21 protein-coding genes are annotated in these 19,817 nt (G+C 63.6%); 14 read left to right on the forward strand and 7 right to left on the reverse strand.

Translation table 11 applies throughout. The features are described from left to right. Nucleotides 1–9: 9 nt before the first annotated feature. Nucleotides 10–204, reverse strand: a complete 195-nt coding sequence (locus AC5Y46_RS04350) for a ferredoxin (protein ID WP_499946408.1) — start codon at nt 202–204, stop codon at nt 10–12. Nucleotides 205–220: 16 nt separating this feature from the next. Next, entirely contained in the window at nt 221–922 is a 702-nt protein-coding gene (locus AC5Y46_RS04355) for an SDR family NAD(P)-dependent oxidoreductase (protein WP_499946407.1), read from the reverse strand. A gap of 457 nt (nt 923–1,379) precedes the next feature. Between AC5Y46_RS04355 and AC5Y46_RS04360 the strand changes: the two genes are divergently transcribed. The 9 genes from AC5Y46_RS04360 to AC5Y46_RS04400 all read left to right on the forward strand — a co-directional run bounded on the left by AC5Y46_RS04360 (nt 1,380) and on the right by AC5Y46_RS04400 (nt 12,519). Next, complete coding sequence (locus AC5Y46_RS04360) at nt 1,380–2,585, forward strand: CaiB/BaiF CoA transferase family protein (RefSeq protein WP_499946406.1); 1,206 nt, start codon at nt 1,380–1,382, stop codon at nt 2,583–2,585. Nucleotides 2,586–2,916: 331 nt separating this feature from the next. Beyond that, nucleotides 2,917–3,726 carry an MlaE family ABC transporter permease gene (locus AC5Y46_RS04365; protein ID WP_499946405.1) on the forward strand — a complete coding sequence of 270 codons (810 nt, stop codon included), beginning with the start codon at nt 2,917–2,919 and terminating at the stop codon, nt 3,724–3,726. Nucleotides 3,727–3,738: 12 nt separating this feature from the next. Then, nucleotides 3,739–4,584, forward strand: a complete 846-nt coding sequence (locus AC5Y46_RS04370) for an ABC transporter permease (RefSeq protein ID WP_499946404.1) — start codon at nt 3,739–3,741, stop codon at nt 4,582–4,584. A 22-nt stretch (nt 4,585–4,606) separates the two neighbouring features. Next, complete coding sequence (locus AC5Y46_RS04375; protein ID WP_499946403.1) at nt 4,607–5,866, forward strand: MCE family protein; 1,260 nt, start codon at nt 4,607–4,609, stop codon at nt 5,864–5,866. Next, on the forward strand, nt 5,863–6,885 hold the full coding sequence (locus AC5Y46_RS04380; RefSeq protein WP_499946402.1) for an MCE family protein: 1,023 nt from the start codon (nt 5,863–5,865) through the stop codon (nt 6,883–6,885). Before AC5Y46_RS04375 ends, AC5Y46_RS04380 begins: the two co-directional genes overlap by 4 nt. Next, entirely contained in the window at nt 6,885–8,003 is a 1,119-nt protein-coding gene (locus tag AC5Y46_RS04385; protein ID WP_499946401.1) for an MCE family protein, read from the forward strand. Before AC5Y46_RS04380 ends, AC5Y46_RS04385 begins: the two co-directional genes overlap by 1 nt. Nucleotides 8,004–8,011: 8 nt before the next feature. Continuing rightward, entirely contained in the window at nt 8,012–9,427 is a 1,416-nt protein-coding gene (locus AC5Y46_RS04390) for an MCE family protein (protein ID WP_499946400.1), read from the forward strand. Beyond that, nucleotides 9,424–10,737, forward strand: a complete 1,314-nt coding sequence (locus tag AC5Y46_RS04395; protein ID WP_499946399.1) for an MCE family protein — start codon at nt 9,424–9,426, stop codon at nt 10,735–10,737. Before AC5Y46_RS04390 ends, AC5Y46_RS04395 begins: the two co-directional genes overlap by 4 nt. Then, nucleotides 10,738–12,519, forward strand: coding sequence for an MCE family protein (locus AC5Y46_RS04400; RefSeq protein ID WP_499990201.1), 1,782 nt, complete (start codon nt 10,738–10,740; stop codon nt 12,517–12,519). An 85-nt stretch (nt 12,520–12,604) separates the two neighbouring features. On the opposite strand, the gene AC5Y46_RS04405 is transcribed toward AC5Y46_RS04400, so the two are convergent. The 3 genes from AC5Y46_RS04405 to AC5Y46_RS04415 form a co-directional block, all read right to left on the reverse strand. Continuing rightward, nucleotides 12,605–13,126: an Rv2253/PknI dimerization domain-containing protein gene (locus AC5Y46_RS04405; protein WP_499946901.1), complete on the reverse strand. Its 522-nt coding sequence runs from the start codon at nt 13,124–13,126 to the stop codon at nt 12,605–12,607. A gap of 122 nt (nt 13,127–13,248) precedes the next feature. Next, a complete protein-coding gene (locus AC5Y46_RS04410; RefSeq protein ID WP_499946900.1) occupies nt 13,249–13,887 on the reverse strand; it encodes an Rv1363c family protein in 639 nt (212 codons plus the stop codon). Continuing rightward, on the reverse strand, nt 13,887–14,684 hold the full coding sequence (locus tag AC5Y46_RS04415; RefSeq protein WP_499946898.1) for an Rv1363c family protein: 798 nt from the start codon (nt 14,682–14,684) through the stop codon (nt 13,887–13,889). Before AC5Y46_RS04415 ends, AC5Y46_RS04410 begins: the two co-directional genes overlap by 1 nt. A 164-nt stretch (nt 14,685–14,848) precedes the next feature. On the opposite strand from AC5Y46_RS04415, the gene AC5Y46_RS04420 reads away from it, so the two are divergent. Next, nucleotides 14,849–15,244 (forward strand): hypothetical protein, encoded by a 396-nt coding sequence (locus AC5Y46_RS04420; RefSeq protein WP_499946897.1) that lies wholly within the window; start codon nt 14,849–14,851, stop codon nt 15,242–15,244. Between the two features lie 3 nt (nt 15,245–15,247). Here the strand turns inward: AC5Y46_RS04420 and AC5Y46_RS04425 are convergent, their stop codons facing one another. Continuing rightward, nucleotides 15,248–15,781: a TetR/AcrR family transcriptional regulator gene (locus tag AC5Y46_RS04425; RefSeq protein WP_499946903.1), complete on the reverse strand. Its 534-nt coding sequence runs from the start codon at nt 15,779–15,781 to the stop codon at nt 15,248–15,250. Between the two features lie 175 nt (nt 15,782–15,956). Here AC5Y46_RS04425 and AC5Y46_RS04430 point away from each other — a divergent pair, with 175 nt between their 5' ends. From AC5Y46_RS04430 to AC5Y46_RS04445, 4 genes are read left to right on the forward strand one after another with little or no spacing between them, the layout of a single operon-like run. Beyond that, nucleotides 15,957–16,718, forward strand: coding sequence for a hypothetical protein (locus tag AC5Y46_RS04430; RefSeq protein ID WP_499946896.1), 762 nt, complete (start codon nt 15,957–15,959; stop codon nt 16,716–16,718). A 2-nt stretch (nt 16,719–16,720) separates the two neighbouring features. Beyond that, the gene (locus AC5Y46_RS04435; RefSeq protein WP_499946902.1) at nt 16,721–17,554 is read left to right on the forward strand and encodes a hypothetical protein; all 834 of its coding nucleotides are present in this window, start codon (nt 16,721–16,723) and stop codon (nt 17,552–17,554) included. Then, on the forward strand, nt 17,551–18,138 hold the full coding sequence (locus tag AC5Y46_RS04440; protein ID WP_499946895.1) for a cytochrome c oxidase subunit 3 family protein: 588 nt from the start codon (nt 17,551–17,553) through the stop codon (nt 18,136–18,138). Before AC5Y46_RS04435 ends, AC5Y46_RS04440 begins: the two co-directional genes overlap by 4 nt. Before the next feature lie 3 nt (nt 18,139–18,141). After that, nucleotides 18,142–18,414, forward strand: coding sequence for a cytochrome C oxidase subunit IV family protein (locus AC5Y46_RS04445; protein WP_499946894.1), 273 nt, complete (start codon nt 18,142–18,144; stop codon nt 18,412–18,414). Here AC5Y46_RS04445 and AC5Y46_RS04450 read toward each other — a convergent pair. Then, nucleotides 18,407–19,708 carry a cytochrome P450 gene (locus tag AC5Y46_RS04450; RefSeq protein ID WP_499946893.1) on the reverse strand — a complete coding sequence of 434 codons (1,302 nt, stop codon included), beginning with the start codon at nt 19,706–19,708 and terminating at the stop codon, nt 18,407–18,409. The genes AC5Y46_RS04445 and AC5Y46_RS04450 overlap by 8 nt on opposite strands. Nucleotides 19,709–19,817: the final 109 nt, after the last annotated feature.

The raw sequence follows: 19,817 nt of genomic DNA on the forward strand, positions 1-19,817 counted from the left end.
CCTTAGCCTTTAGTCGGTCAGGATGATGGCCTGCTCCGGGCAGGACTGGGCGGCTTCTCGTACCTGGTCCAGCTGATCCTCGGGTACCTCTTCGCTGACTGCCGACGCGCTGCCGTCGAGGTCGCTGAGTTCAAACGAGTCCGGCGCGATCATCGAGCACAACGTGTGACCCTGGCAGCGTTCAGAATCGACCCGAACTTTCATCGCTTCTCCTCCTTGCTCAGGTGTTCCGACCGCCGTTGACTCCCAGGATCTGGCCAGTGATGTAACCGGCCTCCTCGGAGATCAGAAAGGCACATGCCGAGGCGATGTCTTCCGGCTTGCCGATCCGGCGTACTGGCGTCCTGGCGATGTTCTGCTCGATGTCGCCCAGGAACCCGTTCGCCTCGGCGCTGCGCAGCATCGGCGTGTCGATGAAGCCCGGTGGCACCGCGTTGACGGTGATGCCGCTCGGGCCGTACTCGAGTGCCAATGACTTGGTGAGGCCGTTGACGGCGGACTTCGCCGCCACGTAGTGCGACATATAGGGGGTGCCCGAATGGGTGCTCGACGACGAGATGTTGACGATGCGTCCCCATCCGGCTTCCACCATGTCCGGCAATACCGCCTGGATGGTGTGGAACACGCCATGGAGGTTGACGTTGATCACCTTCTGCCAATCCTCGAAGGTGATATTGGTAAAGCGCTTGAATCCGTCCAGGCCGGCGGCGTTGACCAGGATCGTCACCGGGCCGAGTCGGTCGCGGATTGCCGACAGCGCCTCGTCCACCTGCGAGCGGTCGGTGACGTCGGCGGTAAAGCCCAAGTCATCCTCGGACGGTTTGAGATCGATTGCCGCGACGTTCAGGCCGTCGGCGCGCAGGCGTTTGACGACGGCCAATCCGATACCGGACCCGCCGCCCGTCACCACCGCGGTCTTCACCGGGCATCCTCGCGCAGCAACTTCAGAAGCCCTTGGCGCGCTGCCGTCTCAGTCACAAAGAATCTCCCTTGCAATTATGAGAATCGTACTCTCGGGTCAACGGCGCCTGCAAGTGGATCGGAATACCCTAGCCAACCAGCGACTAGACAGGTGTCGAGAGTACCTTTGGGCGACCGCTCAGCTGTTCTGCAGGTCAATCGCGTCTCGATTCTTTCTTGAGTTCTGGCCCACCGAATGTAAGATTCGCCGGGGATGAGAATGAAATTATCGTGACCGGCACCACGTCGGAAGCGGCGAGGTCGACACCCGAGGGGCTCACCATGTCAGCGCGGTCCACGGCGAAGGGCACCAGGGCGGGGAGGTTGACCGGCGGTCTACTCCTTGCGGGCGGGTCGGCGTTTCTGGCTGCAGACCCCGGCTTCGGTCCCGCGATGCCTTCCCTGGAAGCAGCGGCGGCATGAGACCGCTCGAAGGCATGCGGGTGCTCGAAGTAGCCATGTACGGCTTCGTGCCATCGGCCGGCGCGGTGCTCGCCGAGTGGGGCGCCGAAGTGGTCAAAGTCGAGCACGCGATCACCGGGGATCCGCAGCGCGGCCTGCGCCAGACCGGAATGCTGCGGGTCGAGGGCGACCCCAACCCCAACATCGAGCACGCGAATCGCGGTAAGCGCAGCATCGGGCTGGATATGTCGGTGCCCGAAGGCAGGGAAGTGCTCTATGAGCTCGCCCGCCGCTCCGACGTGTTTCTGACCAGCTTCCTGCCCGAGCACCGGCAGAAGTTCGGCATCGACGTGGAGGACATTCGCGCGGTCAACCCGACCATCGTCTATGCCCGCGGTAGTGCGCTCGGCCCGCGCGGCGCGGAGGCCGTCAAGGGCGGCTATGACATGACCGCTTTCTGGTGCCGGGCCGGGACCGCCGCGACGATCACCCCGATGGGTTACGACGGCATGATCAATCCGCCCGGGCCCGCCTATGGCGACACCATCTCGGGCACCAACCTCGCCGGTGGCATCGCCGCGGCACTGCTGAAACGCGAGCGCACCGGCGAACCGTCCGTCGTCGATGTATCGCTGCTGGGCAGTGGGCTGTGGTCGCTGGGGCACACCGTGGCGTTGACGAAACATCTAGGGCAACTGATGATGTCGCCGCCGCCCGGCATCCACGGCTCGCCGGTCAATCCTCTGGTGGGGGTGTATCCGACCGCCGACAACCGATACATCTCCCTGGTGATGATGCAGCCCGGCAAGTTCTGGGCCGACGTGTGCCAGCACATCGACCGCCCGGAACTGGCAGACGACCCGCGATTTGCTGATGCTGAAAAAATTGCTGCGAATACAGCAGAAGCCGTCGAGATCTTGACCAAAGTCATTGCAACACGCACCCTTGCCGAGTGGAGCGAACGCTTCGCGACGCTCGCGGGTCCCTGGGCGCCGGTGCAGGACACACTGCAAGCGGCCGAAGATGCGCAGATCCGGGCGAACGAATACATCGTGCGCGCAGGCGAACTCGAGCTCGTGGCCAACCCGGTGCAGTTCGACGTCACCGCACCGCAGACCGGTCCGGCACCTGGATTTGCCGAGCAGACCGATGAGATCCTGTTGGAACTCGGACTCGACTGGGATCGGATCATCGAACTCAAGACCGCTGGTGCGGTTACCTAAGAAGTAGATGCAAGTCGTGATGCCCGAGATGCTCAGTCCCTCTGCCGATTTCTTGCCTGACTTGCACCTGGTTTCGAGACCAACGTTCTCAAATAACGGTTCTTCGTTTTCCATTCCCACCGGGCGTGATATGAGTCATAATCGCCAAACGCTCCGAGACATTGAGGCCCGGGAGGCCAACGTGGCCGGAAGCGCCAACTCACGCGACAGAACGGAGGACTGGCGTGAGTAGGAATGCCAGCTGGAAGCTGAGATACCGCAATTCGCCAAGCATTTCGCTCAGGGGTTGCGAGATGTCTAGGACTCACGAAGCCGACGGGGGGTGACGCCGATGGCGAGTGGGGGCACCGATCGGTGGTCGCCTGGTGTGTCGTTGCCCAGCAGTCTGGCTGGGCCGATGCAGGCGGTCGGAGCGTTGTTCGCGATGACACGCGACGCGGTCAGGTTTCTGTTCCGTCGGCCCTTCCAGGGCCGCGAGTTCATCGAACAGTCTTGGTTCGTGGCCCGCGTATCGCTGCTTCCGACGTTGCTGGTGGCTATTCCGTTCACCGTCCTGGTCAGCTTCATCCTGAACATCCTGTTGCGCGAATTGGGGGCCGCGGACCTGTCCGGTGCCGGTGCGGCTTTCGGTGCCGTCACGCAAGTGGGGCCGATGGTCACGGTGCTGATCGTTGCCGGCGCGGGCGCCACGGCGATGTGCGCGGACCTGGGTTCTCGGACCATCCGCGAGGAAATAGACGCGATGGAGGTATTGGGCATCAACCCGGTGCAACGGTTGGTGACACCACGGATGCTGGCCTCAGGGCTGGTCGCGTTGCTGCTGAACAGTCTGGTGGTCATCATCGGCGTCGTCGGGGGTTACATCTTTTCGGTCTTCGTCCAAGACGTCAATCCCGGCGCTTTCGCCGCGGGCATCACGCTGTTGACCGGGGTACCCGAAGTCATCATTTCTTGCGTCAAGGCAGCGCTTTTCGGCCTGATCGCGGGTGCCGTGGCTTGTTATCGAGGGTTGTCGATAAGCGGCGGAGGCGCCAAGGCGGTCGGCAACGCCGTCAACGAAACCGTCGTATACGCGTTCATGTCCCTGTTCGTCGTGAACGTCGTCGTCACCGCCATAGGCATCAAGGTGTCAGGGAAGTAGGGGCACACCAGGGTGACGCTGAGGGCCGTATATCCGCGACTGTCAAAGCAACTGGACAAGCCGGTTGCGTTGATGGGGCGTCTCGGCGACCACACTGCGTTCTACGGCAAGGCGCTTGGTGCCATTCCCTTTGCGGCCACTCATTATCGAAGCGAAGTGATCCGTCTGATCGCCGAGATCAGTATGGGCGCAGGAACTCTGGCGATGATCGGCGGAACTGTCGTGATCGTCGGGTTCCTGACGCTGGCGACCGGTGGCACGCTGGCCGTCCAGGGGTACAGCTCGCTGGGCAACATCGGCATCGAGGCGCTGACCGGCTTTCTGTCCGCATTCATCAACGTGCGTATCGCAGCGCCGGTGGTCGCGGGAATCGGCCTGGCGGCAACGTTCGGCGCCGGGGTGACCGCCCAGCTGGGCGCCATGCGCATCAACGAAGAGGTCGATGCGTTGGAAGCCATGGCCATCCGACCCGTCGCGTACCTGGTGAGCACCAGAATCCTGGCCGGCATGATGGCGATCACGCCGCTGTACGCCATTGCGGTGGCGCTGTCATTTGTCGCCAGCCAGTTCACCACCGTGTTTCTGCTCGGCCAGTCAGCGGGCTTGTACAGCCATTACTTCGACACTTTCCTGAACCCGTACGACTTGTTGTGGTCGTTCTTACAGGCCACCCTGATGGCGCTGACCATCCTGTTGATCCACACCTACTACGGGTTTTTCGCATCGGGCGGACCATCCGGTGTGGGTACCGCAACCGGCAACGCGGTCCGCACCTCGCTGATCGTCGTGGTATCGGTGACGCTGCTGGTTTCACTGTCGGTCTACGGCTCCAACGGCAACTTCAATCTGTCTGGATAGCGAATGGTGGGGAGGTGAAGGAGTGACCACAAAGACGCCGTCGGGTCGCGGCGCGCCGAGCGCGCGCGGCAGGTCGCACAGTTCAGGCCGGCCGAAGCCGCGCAACTATGTCCGCCCGTTACTCGGCGTTGCCACCATCTTGTTGATTCTCGGGATAATCACCTTCGCTGTAACGCTGTTCCAGGGGGGACTCACCGAATCGGTACCCGTGACAGTGGTGTCGCAACGTGCCGGCCTGGTGATGAACCCGGACGCGCGGGTCACTTTGCGTGGCGTACCGGTAGGCAAAGTCGACTCGATAGAGGCGCTGCCAGACGGCAAGGCCGCGCTCCACTTGGCGATGTTCCCGTCATCGTTGAAATACATTCCCGCCAACGTGCTCGTCGACATCGCCTCGTCGACGGTGTTCGGCGCCAAGTCCGTCCAACTGATAGAACCCGCCGAGCCTTCGGCCCAGCGGCTACATGCCGGCCAGAGGCTGACGGGCCAGCACGTCATGGTCGAGATCAACACCGTATTCCAGCAACTGGTTTCGGTGCTGGACCAGATCGACCCGGCAAAGCTCAACGAGTCCCTGGGCGCGCTGGCCAAAGCATTCAGTGGGCGGGGCGCACAACTCGGCCAATCGTTGGTGGACCTGGATTCGTTTCTGGCCAAGCTCGAGCCGAGCCTTCCCGCGTTGAATCATGACCTCGCGGTGCTGCCGGTGGTGTCCAACGCCTACGCCGATGCGGCGCCAGAGCTGGTGAGAACCGTGGCCAACACGAACCGGATCAGTCAGTCGATCGTCGAGGAGCAGCACAACCTGGATGCATTACTGATCAGCGCGATCGGCCTTGCCGACATCGGCAACGAAGTCTTGTCGACGAACCGTCAGCCGCTGACGAATGTGATGCACCTGTTGGTGCCGACGACCGATCTGACCAACGAGTACCACGAGGCGCTCACCTGCGGCCTCGGCGGACTCATCCGGATTGCACACGGTCCGCCGTTGTCGGAGCCGAGCATCAACATCACGGCCAGCCTCACCTGGGGAGCCGAGCGTTATCGATACCCGGTGAACTTGCCCAAGGTCGCGGCGACCGGCGGTCCGCGGTGCCTGGGCCTACCGCAGCTGCCGTTCAATAGCCCACCGCCACAACTGATTACAGATATCGGTGCCAACCCGGTGGTGTACGGAAACCAGCAGCTGCTGATCAACTCCGATCTCCTCAAACAGCTGTTGTACGGGCCGATCGTGGGACCGCCGCGCAACTCCATTCAGATCGGACAGCCCGGATGAGAACGCGCGCCACATTGATCAAGTTCGCGATCTTCGGGGTCGTGATGGCGGTGTTGACCGCGTTCCTGTTCTTCATCTTCGGCCAGTACCAGACCGGCTCGACCACCAGCTATTCGGCGGTGTTCAACGACGTGTCGCGTCTCAAAGTGGGTCAGACGGTGCGGGTCGCCGGGATCCGGGTCGGCACCGTCAGCGACATCTCGCTGCGCTCGGACAAGAAAGTCGTGGTGAAATTCGACGCGGACCGCGACATCGTCCTCACCGAAGGCACCAGGGTGGCGGTCCGCTACCTCAATCTGGTCGGCGATCGCTACCTGGAGCTCATCGACGGCCCAGGCGCGCCCAGACGTCTGGCGGCCGATGCACAGATTCCGGTCGACCGCACCGCGCCGGCCCTGGACCTCGACCTGCTGCTCGGCGGATTGAGGCCCGTCATCCAGGGTCTGAATGCGCAGGACGTCAACACGCTGACTTCGGCGTTGCTCCAGGTCTTCCAGGGTCAGGGCGGAACCCTCGACTCGCTGTTCGCCAAGACGACATCGTTCTCGAACGCATTGGCCGACAACGACGACACCGTGCAGCAACTGATCGACAACCTGAACACCGTGGTCGCCACGATTTCCCGGGACGGCACCAAGTTCTCCGGCGCAATCGATCGCCTGGAGCGGCTTGTCAGCGGGCTGTCGAATGACCGTGAGACCCTCGGCGCCGCCATCGACGCGTTGGACAACGGAACCGCCTCCTTGGCCGATCTGCTGAGCAGTGCGCGACCATCGCTGTCCGGCACGATCGACCAGTTGAGTCGGCTGGCGCCGATACTCGACGACGACAAGGACCGCCTCGACACCGCAATCGCCAAGGCGCCGAAGAACTATCGCAAACTGGTCCGACTCGGAGTAGCCGGCGCCACCATCCCGTACTACCTCTGCCAGTTGGAACTCCGTGGCACGGATCTGCAGGGCAAGACGGTGATTTCCCCGATCTTCAGGTCAGACGCTGGAAGGTGCACGGAACCCTGATGCTCAAGTATCGCGGAGCTGAGCTCATCAAGGCCGGATTCATCGGCGCGATCCTGATCGTGCTGGTCATCCTCGTGGGCCTGTCGCCGGACCGGTTGACCTCGTGGGCGACGGCGGTCCGCTACAAGGCGTTGTTCTCAGAGGCCGGCGGCCTCGGGGTGGGCAACCCTGTGACGGTGTCCGGGCTCAAGGTCGGCACAGTGTCGGATGTGTCGCTGCGCAACGGCGACGCCCTGGTGACCTTCGCGATAAAGGGCAACATCCTGCTCGGGTCGGAGACCACCGCGCACATCCGCACCGACACGCTGCTGGGCGCGCGGATGCTGGCGTTGGAGTCCGCCGGCAGCGGCACGATGAATCCGAATGCTGTCATCCCCGCTTCGCGCACCTCCTCGCCTTACTCGTTGACCGAAGCGGTCAGCGAATTGACCACGAACACTAGCGAGACCAGTACCGCAACGCTGAACCAGTCTTTGGACACGCTGGCCGCGACGCTCGACCAGATTGCACCCAAATTAGGACCCGCCTTCGACTCGCTCACCCGGTTATCGCGGACCCTCAACGGCCGCAACAAGAACCTCAGTGAGCTGTTCAAGAGTGCCAGCGACGTCACCGGGGTCCTGTCCGAACGCAGCCAACAGGTCAACAAGCTCATACTCAATGCCGACGATCTGCTTCAAGTATTGGTGGCGCGCCGACAGGAGATCGTCGACCTGCTGGCCAACACGTCGGCGGTGGCGAAACAGCTCACGGCGTTGGTACACGAAAACGAGAGCAAATTGGCACCGACGCTGGAGAGGCTGAATTCGGTGACCGCCATGCTGGAAAAAAACCGCGACAACATCAGCAAAGCGCTCCCGGGTCTCGCCAAATTCCAGATCACCGTCGGTGAGGCTATTTCCAGCATGTACGCCTACTCGGCGTTCGTCCCGAACCTCCTTCAGCCACCACTGTTCCAACCGTTCCTTGACTACCTCTGGGGATTCCGCAACTTCGACACCAATCGCGGTCCCGGCTTCCCGTCGCAGGTTCCGCGGTCGCTGTTCCCCTGGCCGTACAACAGCATTCCGGAGTGCCCAGGCTGTACCCTCGGCGGCAGGATCGGCGGCTCGCAGTGATGTCGAAGATGTCGCGCGTCCCGCGCCGGAGGCTGATCGTCGTCACGGCGGTCGTCCTGGTGGGCCTCATCGTGGCCGGTGCGGGCATGGTCATCCGCAACACGTTTTTCGGTCCGAAGACCATCACGGCATATTTCGTCACCGCCACGGCGATCTACCCCAGTGACGAGGTGCGGGTGTCGGGTGTCAAAGTCGGCACCATCAAGTCCATAGATCCGCAGGGATCACAGACCAGGATGACCCTCGAGATCGACCACGGCGTACCCGTTCCGGCGGACGCCAAAGCGGTCATCGTCGCCTCGAACCTGGTGGCCGCCCGGTATGTGCAACTCACCCCCGCCTACCGGAACAGCGGTCCGGTCATGCCGGACGGCGCAGTGATACCCGTCAACCGCACCGCGGTACCCGTCGAGTGGGACGAAGTCAAAACCCAGTTGATGCGGCTGGCAACGGATCTGGGACCCCGCAGCGGCGTATCAGGCACTTCGGTGGGCCGTTTCATCGACAGCGCCGCCAACGCACTCGAGGGCAACGGCGACAAGCTGCGGCAGGCGCTGGCCCAACTATCCGGAGTGGGCCGGATACTCGCCAACGGCAGCGGCAACATCGTCGACATCATCAAAAATCTGCAGACCTTCGTCACCGCGCTGCGCGACAGCAACACCCAGATCATGCGATTCAACGACCGCCTGGCCACGCTGACCAGCGTCGTCAACGACAGCAAGTCCGAACTGGACGCGGCCCTGACCGACCTGTCGACGGCGGTCGGCGAGGTGCAGCGGTTCATCGCCGGCTCCCGCAACCAGACCAGCGAGCAGGTCGCCCGGTTGGCCAACGTCACGCAGACCTTGGTGGATCAGCACATGGCTTTGGAGAACATTCTGCACGGTGCGCCGAACGCGCTGGGCAACTTCTTCAACGACTACAACGCCGACACCGGAACCATCGTGGGCGGGTTCGGGATCATGAACTTCGCGAATCCCACGTTTTCGGGTTTGTTGCTGCCGTTGCCGATTCCGGGCTGCTCACAAATCGGCTCCATCGAGAACGTCACCTCTACCGAATCGGGCAAGCTGTGCTCGCTGTTTCTCGGTCCCGGGTTGCGGCTGCTCAACTTCAACAGTTTGCCCATCCCCATCAACATCTTCATTCAGAAGTCGGTGGACCCCTCGAAGATCCTCTACACCGAACCGCGGCTGGCTCCCGGCGGCGCGGGACCGAAGCCCACAGCACCGGAGATCCCTCCCGCGGTGTCGGCCTACACCGGCCTGCCGGGTGATCCTGTAGGCGGGCCGGGGGCCGAGCCGCCGCCGCGGATACCGGGTTTGGCGATGCCGATGCCGCCCCCGCCGTCGACACCGATGCAAGCACCGCCGCCGGCCGTGTCGGGAATGCTGCTGCCTGCCGAAGGGCCGCAACCGTGATCGCCCGGGTCCGCGTTCGGCGGGTGCTCGCCGTGGGCGGCTGTGTTGCGTTGACGGCGACCGGATGCGCATTCCACGGACTGAATTCACTACCGCTGCCCGGCGCGGTCGGACGTGGCCCCGGGGCCAACATCTACCACGTCGAACTTCCCAATGTCGGGACAATGGAGTCGAATTCGCCGGTGATGATCAACGACGTCGTAGTCGGCAGCGTCGGGGCGATGAAGGTGAAAGGCTGGCATGCCGACGTCGAGATCTCAGTGCAGCGCGATGTCGTCGTCCCGGCCAATGTGGTAGCCAGCGTCGGTCAGACCAGCCTGTTGGGGTCGATGCATCTGGCGCTCAATACACCGCTCGGCGAATCGGGGACCGGACGGCTGCAGCCCGGAGCCACCATCCCGTTGACCCGCTCGTCGGTCTACCCCTCGACAGAGCAGACGCTGTCGTCACTGGGGGCCGTCGTCAACGGCGGGGGGCTGGGACAGATCGGGGAGGTCATCCACAATTTCTCGGTCGCCATGTCCGGGCGACAAGGCGCCTTACGCGATCTGCTCACCCGCCTCGACACGTTCGTCGGAACACTCGACCAACAGCGGAACAACATCGTGGACTCCATCCAGGCGCTGAACCGGATGACTGCCACATTCGCCGGGCAACGCGACGTTCTCAGTGAAGCGCTGCGCAAGATTCCGCCCGCGCTCGACGTGCTGATCAGGGAGCGGCCACGCCTGACGACCGCGCTGGACAAGCTTCGCGTCTTCAGCAACACCGCCACCCGGCTGATCAACGACACCCAGGCCGACCTGGTCAAGAATCTCCAGAACCTGGAGCCGACCATCCGTGCGCTCGCCGACGTCGGGCCGGAACTCGGCACGGCGATCTCAGCGGGCTTCGTGTTCCCGTTCACCCAGAACTTCGTCGACCGTGCAGTCCGGGGCGATTACTTCAATCTGCATGTCCAGTTGGATCTCACGATTCCACGGCTCAAGCGGGGACTGATGTTGGGGACCCGCTTCGGACAGGTGGACCAGCCGCTGGTACCGGCGCCCGGGGAGCCGTACTACTTGAATTACACACTGGATCCGTTGCACAACCCGATCAGGCCGCCGTGGATCGATCCGGGGGCACTTCCGCTTCCTGCGCTGCCGGGACCGGCGCCATATTCCCCATCGCTGCCCGGACCACTGCCCGGTGGGGCGCAGTTGCCCGGACCTCCGCCAGCTGCGGCGCCGCTGCCCGGGCCTCCGCCGTCCGCGGCACCGGTGCCCAATCCGGGTCCCGGTCCAGCGCCGGGAGAAGGGGGCGGATAGATGCTGACGCGCTTCGTTCGGATCCAGCTGGCGATCTTCACCATCGTCGGGACCATTGGCGTGATCGCGATGGTCCTCTTCTACATCCAGGCGCCGATGCTGCTGGGCATCGGGCGGATCACGGTGACGCTGGAGCTGCCCGCGGCCGGCGGTCTGTATCGCTTCGCCAATGTGACCTACCGTGGGGTCCAACTCGGCAAGGTCACCTCGGTGGAGTTGACGCCGACCGGTGCGAAAGCGACGCTCTCGCTTGGCACGTCACCCAAGGTCCCGGCGGACATGACAGCTTGTCCAGAGCGTCCCGGTCCTCCGGACCAGTGCGGCGCGCATGTGCTCAGTGTCTCCGCGGTGGGCGAACAGTACGTGGACTTGCGACCCAAAACCGATTCGCCGCCCTACCTGCACGACGGGTCGGTGATCCGCGTGCGCGACGCGACGATTCCGCAGCCGGTGGGGCCGATGCTCGAGCAGGTCAATGCTCTGGTCACCAGCATCCCGAAGACCAAACTCGGCCAATTGCTCGACGAGACCTTCCGGGGTTTCAATGGATCCGGTTACGACCTCGGGTCGCTGTTCGACTCCACAACGATCCTGTCGCGCGACGCCAACGGCGTCGTCGACCGCACCCGCACTCTCACCGAAGACAGTGGGCCGCTGTTGGATTCGCAAGCCCGCACCACCGATTCGATCAGGAAGTGGTCGCGCAGTCTCGCCGGGATTTCGGACGTGTTGGCCAACGACGATGCAAGCATCCGCAGACTACTGCGCGATGGTTCTGGCGCGGCCAACGAGGCGTCCCGGCTCCTTGATCAAATCAAGCCGACGCTGCCGGTGCTGCTGGCCAACCTGACCACTATCGGGCAGATCGGCGTCACCTACCACCCCTCGCTGGAGCAGTTGCTGGTGTTGCTGCCATCGGCTGTGGCTATCGAGCAAGCTTCTGGACCCACCGCCCATCCGGAAGGTTCGGCGCAAGGCGACTTCGCGCTGACGATCGACGACCCGCCTATTTGCACGGTCGGTTTCATGCCACCAAGCCAATGGCGTTCCCCGGACGATCTCACCGATATCGACACACCGGACGGGTTGTATTGCAAACTGCCGCAGGATTCCCCGCTCTCGGTCCGCGGCGCCCGTAATTATCCGTGCATGGGTCATCCGGGCAAGCGAGCGCCCACCGTGGAAATCTGCAACAGCGACAAGCCGTTCATGCCGCTGGCGATGCGCCAGCACGTTCTCGGTCCCTCCCCGCTGGATCCAAACCTGCTGGCACAGGGCATCCCGGTCGATGACCGGGTCAACCCCAACGCCAGGATCTTCGGTCCGGTCGAGGGAACTCCGCTGCCACCCGGGGCGGTGCCGCGGGGCACACCGCCGGGGCCGCGGGATGAAACTGCACCACCGGGCACGGTGGGGGCGGCTGTTCCGCCGGTGCCGTCCACACCACCCCGACTGGCACTGACGTCGCCGATGTCAGCTGACATCTCGCCCATAGCGCCCCTCGACATCCCTTCGCCGGAAGAACTTCCCGTACCCGCCGCCGCGCCCGCGTTGCCCGCTCCCGAACCCGCACCGCCTCCCGCGGCCAACGGCTCGGGGCCGTCGGCGGCGCCGAGTTCGTTCGGTGCTGGGACCGGCGAGCACGTGCCTGCGATCGTGTTTGCCCATTACGACCCACATACGGGCCGTTATGTCGGTCCGGACGGAAAGTTGTACGAGCAGTCGGACCTTGCGCCCGTGAAAGCGCCCAAGACGTGGCAGGACATGCTCCCCACCACCTGATTGGCGATCGTGGGCGGGCGCGGCGCGCAGGGCTGGGCCACGTGGCGGGACGGCTCGCAGCCGTGAACCCGCTACAAACGCTCGATCAAGCTAGCCTGTCCAGGCGCAACGGCATCGCGATATCGAGCCATTGATTCTGGCCGCAGGCGCCGCTCGGGCCGACCGTTTTGTCTTTTCCGGCCATCACCGGCGACCCCAGTTTAAATTCACCATTGGTATCGACCGGATAGAAGTAGAAGGTCTGCTGTCCGGTGTACGCGCTACCGTCCTCGCACCGCTCCCAGTTCGGCACATCGCGTTTGACCTTCCACATGATCCCGTCGACCATGTAAAGCGGCGCGCTCCATCCTTGGTCGCTTGTCACCGTGCCGTGGCATTCCTGAAATGTCACGCATGACGAGCTGATCGTCCAGGTCTGGATGATCGTCGGCTCGCCGTAATACTGGTCGTTGGTTTTGGCATAGTCGCCGACCGAGGTGGCGCGGAAGGTCCCGTTGACGGCCACGTCTTCCATGGTTGTCGCTTCAGCCGTGGCCGCCGGGTCCAACACGCCGCATACGACGGCACTGACCAGGGTTGCGGCGGAAAATGTTCCGACTGGACGCATCAGGTGCTCCTCGACGCGCAATATATGACCGACAATGTCAGGCCGATTCCGGCTTTCGTGAAATGAGATTAACACCGCTTCGGTCCCGAAAAAATGCCAATCGGAACCGAAAGGTGTCGCGGTCAGTCAACCGGGTCGAACTTCGCGATCAGCCACGAACCGTCGATATTCGTCAGCGTGACCAGGATGCTGCTGTGGGCTTCGACGGGTTCCGGCTTTCGCTTGCTTGTCGTGGTCTGGTTGACGAACACCAACACGACGGCCGAATCGCGATGTATATCCGAGATGGCGGCACGAATCACCTTGGCAGTGGACGTCAATTGCCCCTGCAGGGCCAAGGCCGCGGTCTGTTCGGAGAACTTGCTGTAATAGGCCAGAAAATTGCCGGTCAGACGCGACTTCGCCGCGGCGAAATCGCGGTTGAGGCTGTCGAAGGAGTAGGAAAGTAGCGCCACGGCGCCGTCCGAAGCCGCCTGGAGTGCTCGGTCCGACGCGGCGTCGCTCATCGTCTGGTCCGGACGGTACTGAACGAAGAACAAGCCCGCGGCGGTGCCGACAGTGGCAGCGACCAACGCCGTCGCAAGTATCGAACGCCAGTTGGCCAAACGTCGGCGAGTCCACCGACCAAGAGCCCGGAATGCGTTGGCGCGTGCCGGCTTCCGTCGCGCCTGGGATGCGTCCGTCTCCGGAGGAGCCGGGGTTTCTGTGCTTTCGTCTTGCGCGGCCACGGTGTCGACCGACGAGTCCTGCCCTACATCCATTACAGGAATTCGACTTTCGACAACTTGAACTGACTGCCGTCGCGGACGATCTCGATGGTGAGCCGCCACAGCTGCGGCGGCCGATTTTTGTTATCAGCATCGGTCACATCGGATTTCGCCACCACAAGCGCGACCGCGGAACTGTCGGTCGCAGACGAGACGGCGACCGCCTCCACGTTTACCTTGGTGGTGGTCTTCGATTCTTCCGTCTGCTTGAGCATAAGGCTCGACATCACCGAGATCTGGTCCTTGAGCGGGCCCGTGGTGGCGTCGATGATTCGCTGGATGTCGTCCTTGGCGTGGTTGGCATCGATCGACATGAGCGTGGTGACTGCCTGCCTGGCCGCAGCGGCATAGTCCTGGGAGAGCTGCCGTTTGTGTATGAGGGTGTGGTGCTGGTGCAGCATGTAACCGATCGCGCCGAGGGAGGGCGCGACGAGCGCGACGCCCACTCCGATTGCCACCGCTTTGCGCCCCGGGCGGCGGAGCCGCCGTGATCGCCGCAGCCCCGGTAGCCGTGCCCGCCTCGACTTTGTGCGGCTCCGCTCATCCTCTCGAGAGAGCGAGGTTGCGTCGTCGTCCGCATCCTGGGCGCCTGCTGCCTTGCGCAGCTTGGCGACGCGTACCCGCGCTGCCTCGACCCGCGCTTCAGCCTTCGCCACTTCGTCTTCTGCGTCCGCCGGGACGGGAGCCTCACCGGCAGAGTCTTGCCCTGAGTACGACTGCGATTCGTCGGGATCGACCGCGCACTCCGGGTGGTCACCAGGTTCGTCGCCAGGGCTCTCCGGATCGTGCACGGAGAATCAGCTTACCACCCCGTCATGGGCTCAATGCCCTGATCGGACAGCTGCTTTCGAGGTCCTCGAGGCGAAATCTCGTCCCGCGCCGCGGTTGGTTCGCGACGTTGTCCGAGCCGGACGATTTGCTTTTCAGATCCAGCTAGCTGTGGCAAAGTTATGGCGTGCGATCCGTCGTGGCTTTGTTTGCTGCGTTACTGGGTGGCGGTGTACTGGCTGCACCGCCGTCCGTCGCCGGACCGACTGTGTGCGACTACCCCGAGTGCACCCCGGGAATCATGGGGCATCAGGTGCTGGGCACGCCGTGTGACAACACCACCTACTACGCCTTCGGGACCGACAGCATGCCCACCTCTCCGGAATCTGGGCGACTGATGTTCTGCGGCTCGCCGCGAAGGTACGAGCCACGATGGTTCCGGTCACCTCCGATGGCGGGCGTCAAGGAAGAGGGCGCCGAGTGTCGCCAGTACTTGAACTACGTCGCGCAGGCGCCCGACGGCCTGTTCCTGGTCTGCATAGCCCATGACGGTGTGACGACCTGGGTGCGCGCCGATACGTAGTCCCTATTTGGCGCCATCATCCGCCTCGGAGGCACCGATCAGACGGTGGGTGGCGCGCAGCAGCTGCGAACGCAGCGTCTCGTCGTCGACGTCCGCGACCAGCGGGTGCATGACGCCGACCGCGATAGCCCCCGACAGCACCGCCGCCGACACCCGCGCGTCCTCGGAGGTGTCGTCGACCAGCACGCCGTAGAGCCGCGCGATGAATTGCTGAAATGGGTCGTGCTCGGCCAGCAGTCGCACGATGACCGGATCGAACTGCAGGGTGCTGGCTGCGCCGCGACGCTTGATGGCCATGTCGATGACCCCACCCAGGAGCATCTCTCGTGCCCGCGGAAAATCGTCATGGGCCTCGGCGGCCTCCAGCGCCTCCTCCAGGCCGCCCAATTCGCGTTCGGTGAGGGCAACGACGATCTGTTCCTTGGTCTTGAACTGGTGGTAGACGGCCGCCTTCGTGACTCCGATCGCGTCCGCGATCATCTGCAGTGACGTTCCGCCGACCCCATGTTCAGCGATCAATTTCAGCGCCGCGTCCAGGACCCGCGTCTGCGCGGCGCTACGTGCGATCAAACGGAACGCACTGCGGGACTGATTCCCGGCCTGCACTGACGCCACACCGAGAGCCTAGCCGATCGGCTATTGACCGGCCCCTAGCCGATCGGCTACTTTCGGTCACTGGGCCAAGTGATCACACCGCGGGAGGGAGTCAGTGATGTCCGAGTCCGCCGTGGTGCGCGATTCATTGAGGAAACTCGACGGTGAACTGATCCTGCTGTGGACATTGCCTGTGACGGTGATCATCTGGATCGCTGCATTCTTCTTGTTCCCGGGGTTCTACCCGCCCATGTCGCCGACCATGCCCGCGGACGAGGTTGCCGCGTTCTATCGCGATCCGGCGAACAACCCCCAAATCCGGTACAGCATGGTCATTTTCAACTGGTTCGGCGTATGCCTGGTCCCGATCCTGATGCTGATCGTGATGCAGATCCGGAGGATGGCGCACCGCACCCCGATCTTCTCCTACGCGATGCTGGGTTGCGTCGCGGGCGGCCCCACCCTGTTCCTGATCGCCAACGTCTGCTGGCTGCTGGCCGCATTCCGCCCGGAACGAAGTCCTGAGCTGACGCAGTTGCTCAACGACTTCGCCTGGATCACCTTCACGGTCGTGGTTCCCTTTCTGATCGGACAAAGCGTGATCCTCGCCGCGGCAATCTATTTCGACGACCAGCCCCGTCCTGTATTCGGCCGCTGGGTGGCCCACTTCAACCTGCTGGTTGCCGCAGCGCTCGTGCCGGCGGCGTTCGTCGGCGTGTCGTTGACCGGTCCGCTGGCATGGGACGGCCTGTTGTCTTTCTGGTTGAAAAACATCGCCATCGGTGTCTGGGTCGTCGTCATGGGCGTCGTGCTGGGGCGGGCGGTGTATCGGGAGCGCGGTGAGATCCAGAGTGCCACAGCAGAACTGGAATCCGCATGAACATGCTGACGACGTCGCCGGACGCTGGGGCCCCACCGGATTCGGGGCCAGTTTCAGGGCCGCCCGCGGGTGGGTTGCATCGCCGGATCGCCTGGCACCTGCGGCACAACCCCAAGCGTGAGTTGTGGGTGGCCTGGTGGACGCTCGTCGTCTTCTACAACCTGTTCTTCCCGATGGTCTTCGTGGTGGCACGAGCCCAGCCCCCGCCGCAACCGACCTCGGACCTCGCGGGGCAGGTGCACTGGTTCTCCGAACGCCAGCTCGGGATACCGATCGGCTTGGGCGTCGTATTCGCCATCACCGGCATGACCGCGGTGAACAATGCGCTGATCGCGTATTCGATGCGTCGCATGTCGGTCAGCCGCATCTTCGGGTATTCGTATCTGCTCATCTACTCCTTCAGTGCGGTACCGGGCTTGCTGTTGCTCTGCATCGCGCTGGTCGTCGGGACGATGCGACCCCAGCGGGATCCCGAGGCGATCGGTTGGCTCTACGACTTCGCCTTCCTGTCTTTCGACGGGACTATGGGTGTGTTCCTGATTGGCTCGCTGCTCTGGATGGTCGCGATTCTGATCGACAAGAATCGGGTCTTTCCGAAGTGGTTCGGCTATCTCAACCTGTGCAATGCGCTCACCGAGGTGGTCGTGGCGCCCTGTTGGATCTTCCAGCGTGGCGTACTGGCCTGGAACGGCCAGATCGCGTGGTGGCTGGACATGGTCGTATTCGGCATTTATCAGGTCACATTCGTCGTCATGCTGTTCAAGATGATCCGGCGCGAAGACTTCGGTACCGGGGTACTGCCTGACTCGCCGTCGAAACGGACGAGTGTGTCATGACCGAGATCACCGACAAGGACGAGCGCACGCCGTTCGTGCCGGGTCAGCCGGACATGTGGGCGTTCGTATTGTTCGAAACCTTGGTCTTCACCGGGTATTTCGGCTTCTATTTGTTCTACCGCACCCGCAGCCCCGAGCTGTTTCTGCACTCCCAGGCGCACCTGGACCTCCGCATCGGTGTCTTCAACACCCTTGTTTTGCTGCTGAGTTCCTGGTCGGTGGCGCGGTGCGTTCAGTCTTCCCGCGCCGGTTGCTATCGCGAGGCCCTGCGGGACGTCTTCGTCACAGCCGCCTTCGCCGCGCTCTTCCTCGGCGGCAAGGTGTTTGAGTGGGCGCGATTGGTGAGTGCGGGACACGGCCCGGACAGCGACGACTTCTTCACGTATTTCTTCTTCCTCACCGGCATCCATTTCATCCACCTGCTGATCGGGTTCGTCGCTCTCGGTGTCATCGTCTACCGACTCCGGGGTGCGCGGCGCGGATCCCAGGAATCTCAGATTCTGGTGGAAACCTGCGCGACCTATTGGCACACAGTCGATTTCCTCTGGGTGCTCATCTTCGCGATGCTGTACGTGGTGAGGTGACCGGTGAAATTCGACAAGAGGTTGCTGATCGTCTGGGTGGGGCTGGCCGCCCTTACGCTGGGCTACCTACTGGTCGATCACTCAGCGACCGGCGCAAGTGCGGTCGTGACGTCCAGCGTCATCGTCATCGCACTTGTCAAGGTGCGCATCATCTTTCGCGAGTTCATGGAGGTCAGGCACGCGCCACCGCTGCTGTGCCGGCTGACCGACGCCTGGGTGCTGCTGGTCGCGGCCGGACTGTTCGGCAGCTACTTCGTCGGCCTGGCGGTCAACTGACCGGGCGCCCGGGCGGGGGGTCCTGCGGCGTGAACGTCAGGTGCAGGTTGTTGAGTCCGCGCAGGATGTAGGTGGGCTCGTACAACCAGCGGCGTGCCCCGGCAGGGCCGTGTTCGGTCTCGTCGGCGCGGATGTCGGCCATCCGGTCCAGGATGCGTTCGATGGAGACCCGACCTTCCACCCGGGCGAGCGGCCCACCGGGGCAGGAGTGCACGCCGCGCGCGAAAGCCATGTGTTCGCGGACGTTCTTGCGGTCCAGCCGGAACTCGTGCGGGTTCTCGAACCGGCGCGGATCACGATTGGCCGCACCCGGAAGCACCATCACCACCGTCCCGGCCGGAATGTCCACACCGCCGATTCGAGTGGACCGGCGGGCCAGTCGCGAGTCGCTCTTGACGGGGCTTTCCATCCGCAGCGATTCCTCGATGAATCCGGGAATGAGGCTGCGGTCGTCGCGGAGCTGCTGCTGGATGTCCGGCCGGTCGCCGATCACCTGCAGCGCGGCGCTCAGCAGCTTGGCCGTCGTCTCCTGGCCGGCGGCGAACAGGAACGTGGCCGACCGGACCACCTCGATGACCTCGGGCGTGGACCCGTCGGGGTACTTGGCCGTCGCCAGCGCGGTCAGCACGTCCTCGCGGGGGTTGGCGCGCCGATCCTCGATGTAGGAGCAGAACTTGTCGTCCAGCCATTCCAGCGGGTTCACGCCCACTGACTCGTGGTCCAAGGCTCCGACCCGGCCCGGGCGATCAGCGCCCAGCACGACCCGGAACTCCTTGTGGTCCTCCTCGGGAACACCGAGCAGGTCGGCGATCACCAACGTGGCGAACGGCTTGGAGTACTCGCCGATGAATTCGCACTTGCCGTTGACCAGGAACTCGTCGAGCTGCCGGTCGGCGAGGCGCCACATGAACTCCTCGTTCTGCTTGAGCCGGCTCGGGGTCAGCAGCCTGCTCAAGATCGATCGCGCCCGGCTGTGCTCGGGCGGATCCATAGTGACCATGTGCTCGAACATCGGAAAACTCGTCCGGTGCTCGTCGATCTGGTGATTGATGTCGTCGCCGTCGGGCTGAAACGGCAGCGGCGGGAATGGCCCACCGAGCGCCACGCAGTTCGAGAAGGAATCGGTGTCCTTGTAGACCGCCGTCGCCTCCTCGTAACCGGTGACGGCGACCACCCCGTAGTGCGGAAGACGCAGGACCGGGTTCTGGTCGCGCAGATAGTCGAAGTACGCGTACGGGTCGGGGACCAGCGACGGGTCGGTGAAGAAGTCGATGGTGTCGTACGTGCTCGTCATGCGTTCCTCCCGGGGCCGGCCTCGCAACCGCGTCACCAAATGGTCAGTCGGCGACGAGAGCTGGCGCCGCCCAATTCAGCAAGTATGCTGAGCACCTGCTTAGCATGGC

The organism is Mycobacterium sp. NGS59 (assembly GCF_059812345.1).

Coding starts and splice junctions, on each gene's coding strand:
- AC5Y46_RS04405 (WP_499946901.1), bottom strand. CDS start 13,126: ATGCGTCCAGTCGGAACATTTTCCGCCGCAACCCTGGTCAGTGCCGTC.
- AC5Y46_RS04360 (WP_499946406.1), top strand. CDS start 1,380: ATGAGACCGCTCGAAGGCATGCGGGTGCTCGAAGTAGCCATGTACGGC.
- AC5Y46_RS04365 (WP_499946405.1), top strand. CDS start 2,917: ATGGCGAGTGGGGGCACCGATCGGTGGTCGCCTGGTGTGTCGTTGCCC.
- AC5Y46_RS04435 (WP_499946902.1), top strand. CDS start 16,721: ATGCTGACGACGTCGCCGGACGCTGGGGCCCCACCGGATTCGGGGCCA.
- AC5Y46_RS04400 (WP_499990201.1), top strand. CDS start 10,738: ATGCTGACGCGCTTCGTTCGGATCCAGCTGGCGATCTTCACCATCGTC.
- AC5Y46_RS04350 (WP_499946408.1), bottom strand. CDS start 204: ATGAAAGTTCGGGTCGATTCTGAACGCTGCCAGGGTCACACGTTGTGC.
- AC5Y46_RS04440 (WP_499946895.1), top strand. CDS start 17,551: ATGACCGAGATCACCGACAAGGACGAGCGCACGCCGTTCGTGCCGGGT.
- AC5Y46_RS04450 (WP_499946893.1), bottom strand. CDS start 19,708: ATGACGAGCACGTACGACACCATCGACTTCTTCACCGACCCGTCGCTG.
- AC5Y46_RS04430 (WP_499946896.1), top strand. CDS start 15,957: ATGTCCGAGTCCGCCGTGGTGCGCGATTCATTGAGGAAACTCGACGGT.
- AC5Y46_RS04385 (WP_499946401.1), top strand. CDS start 6,885: ATGCTCAAGTATCGCGGAGCTGAGCTCATCAAGGCCGGATTCATCGGC.
- AC5Y46_RS04380 (WP_499946402.1), top strand. CDS start 5,863: ATGAGAACGCGCGCCACATTGATCAAGTTCGCGATCTTCGGGGTCGTG.
- AC5Y46_RS04390 (WP_499946400.1), top strand. CDS start 8,012: ATGTCGCGCGTCCCGCGCCGGAGGCTGATCGTCGTCACGGCGGTCGTC.
- AC5Y46_RS04410 (WP_499946900.1), bottom strand. CDS start 13,887: ATGGATGTAGGGCAGGACTCGTCGGTCGACACCGTGGCCGCGCAAGAC.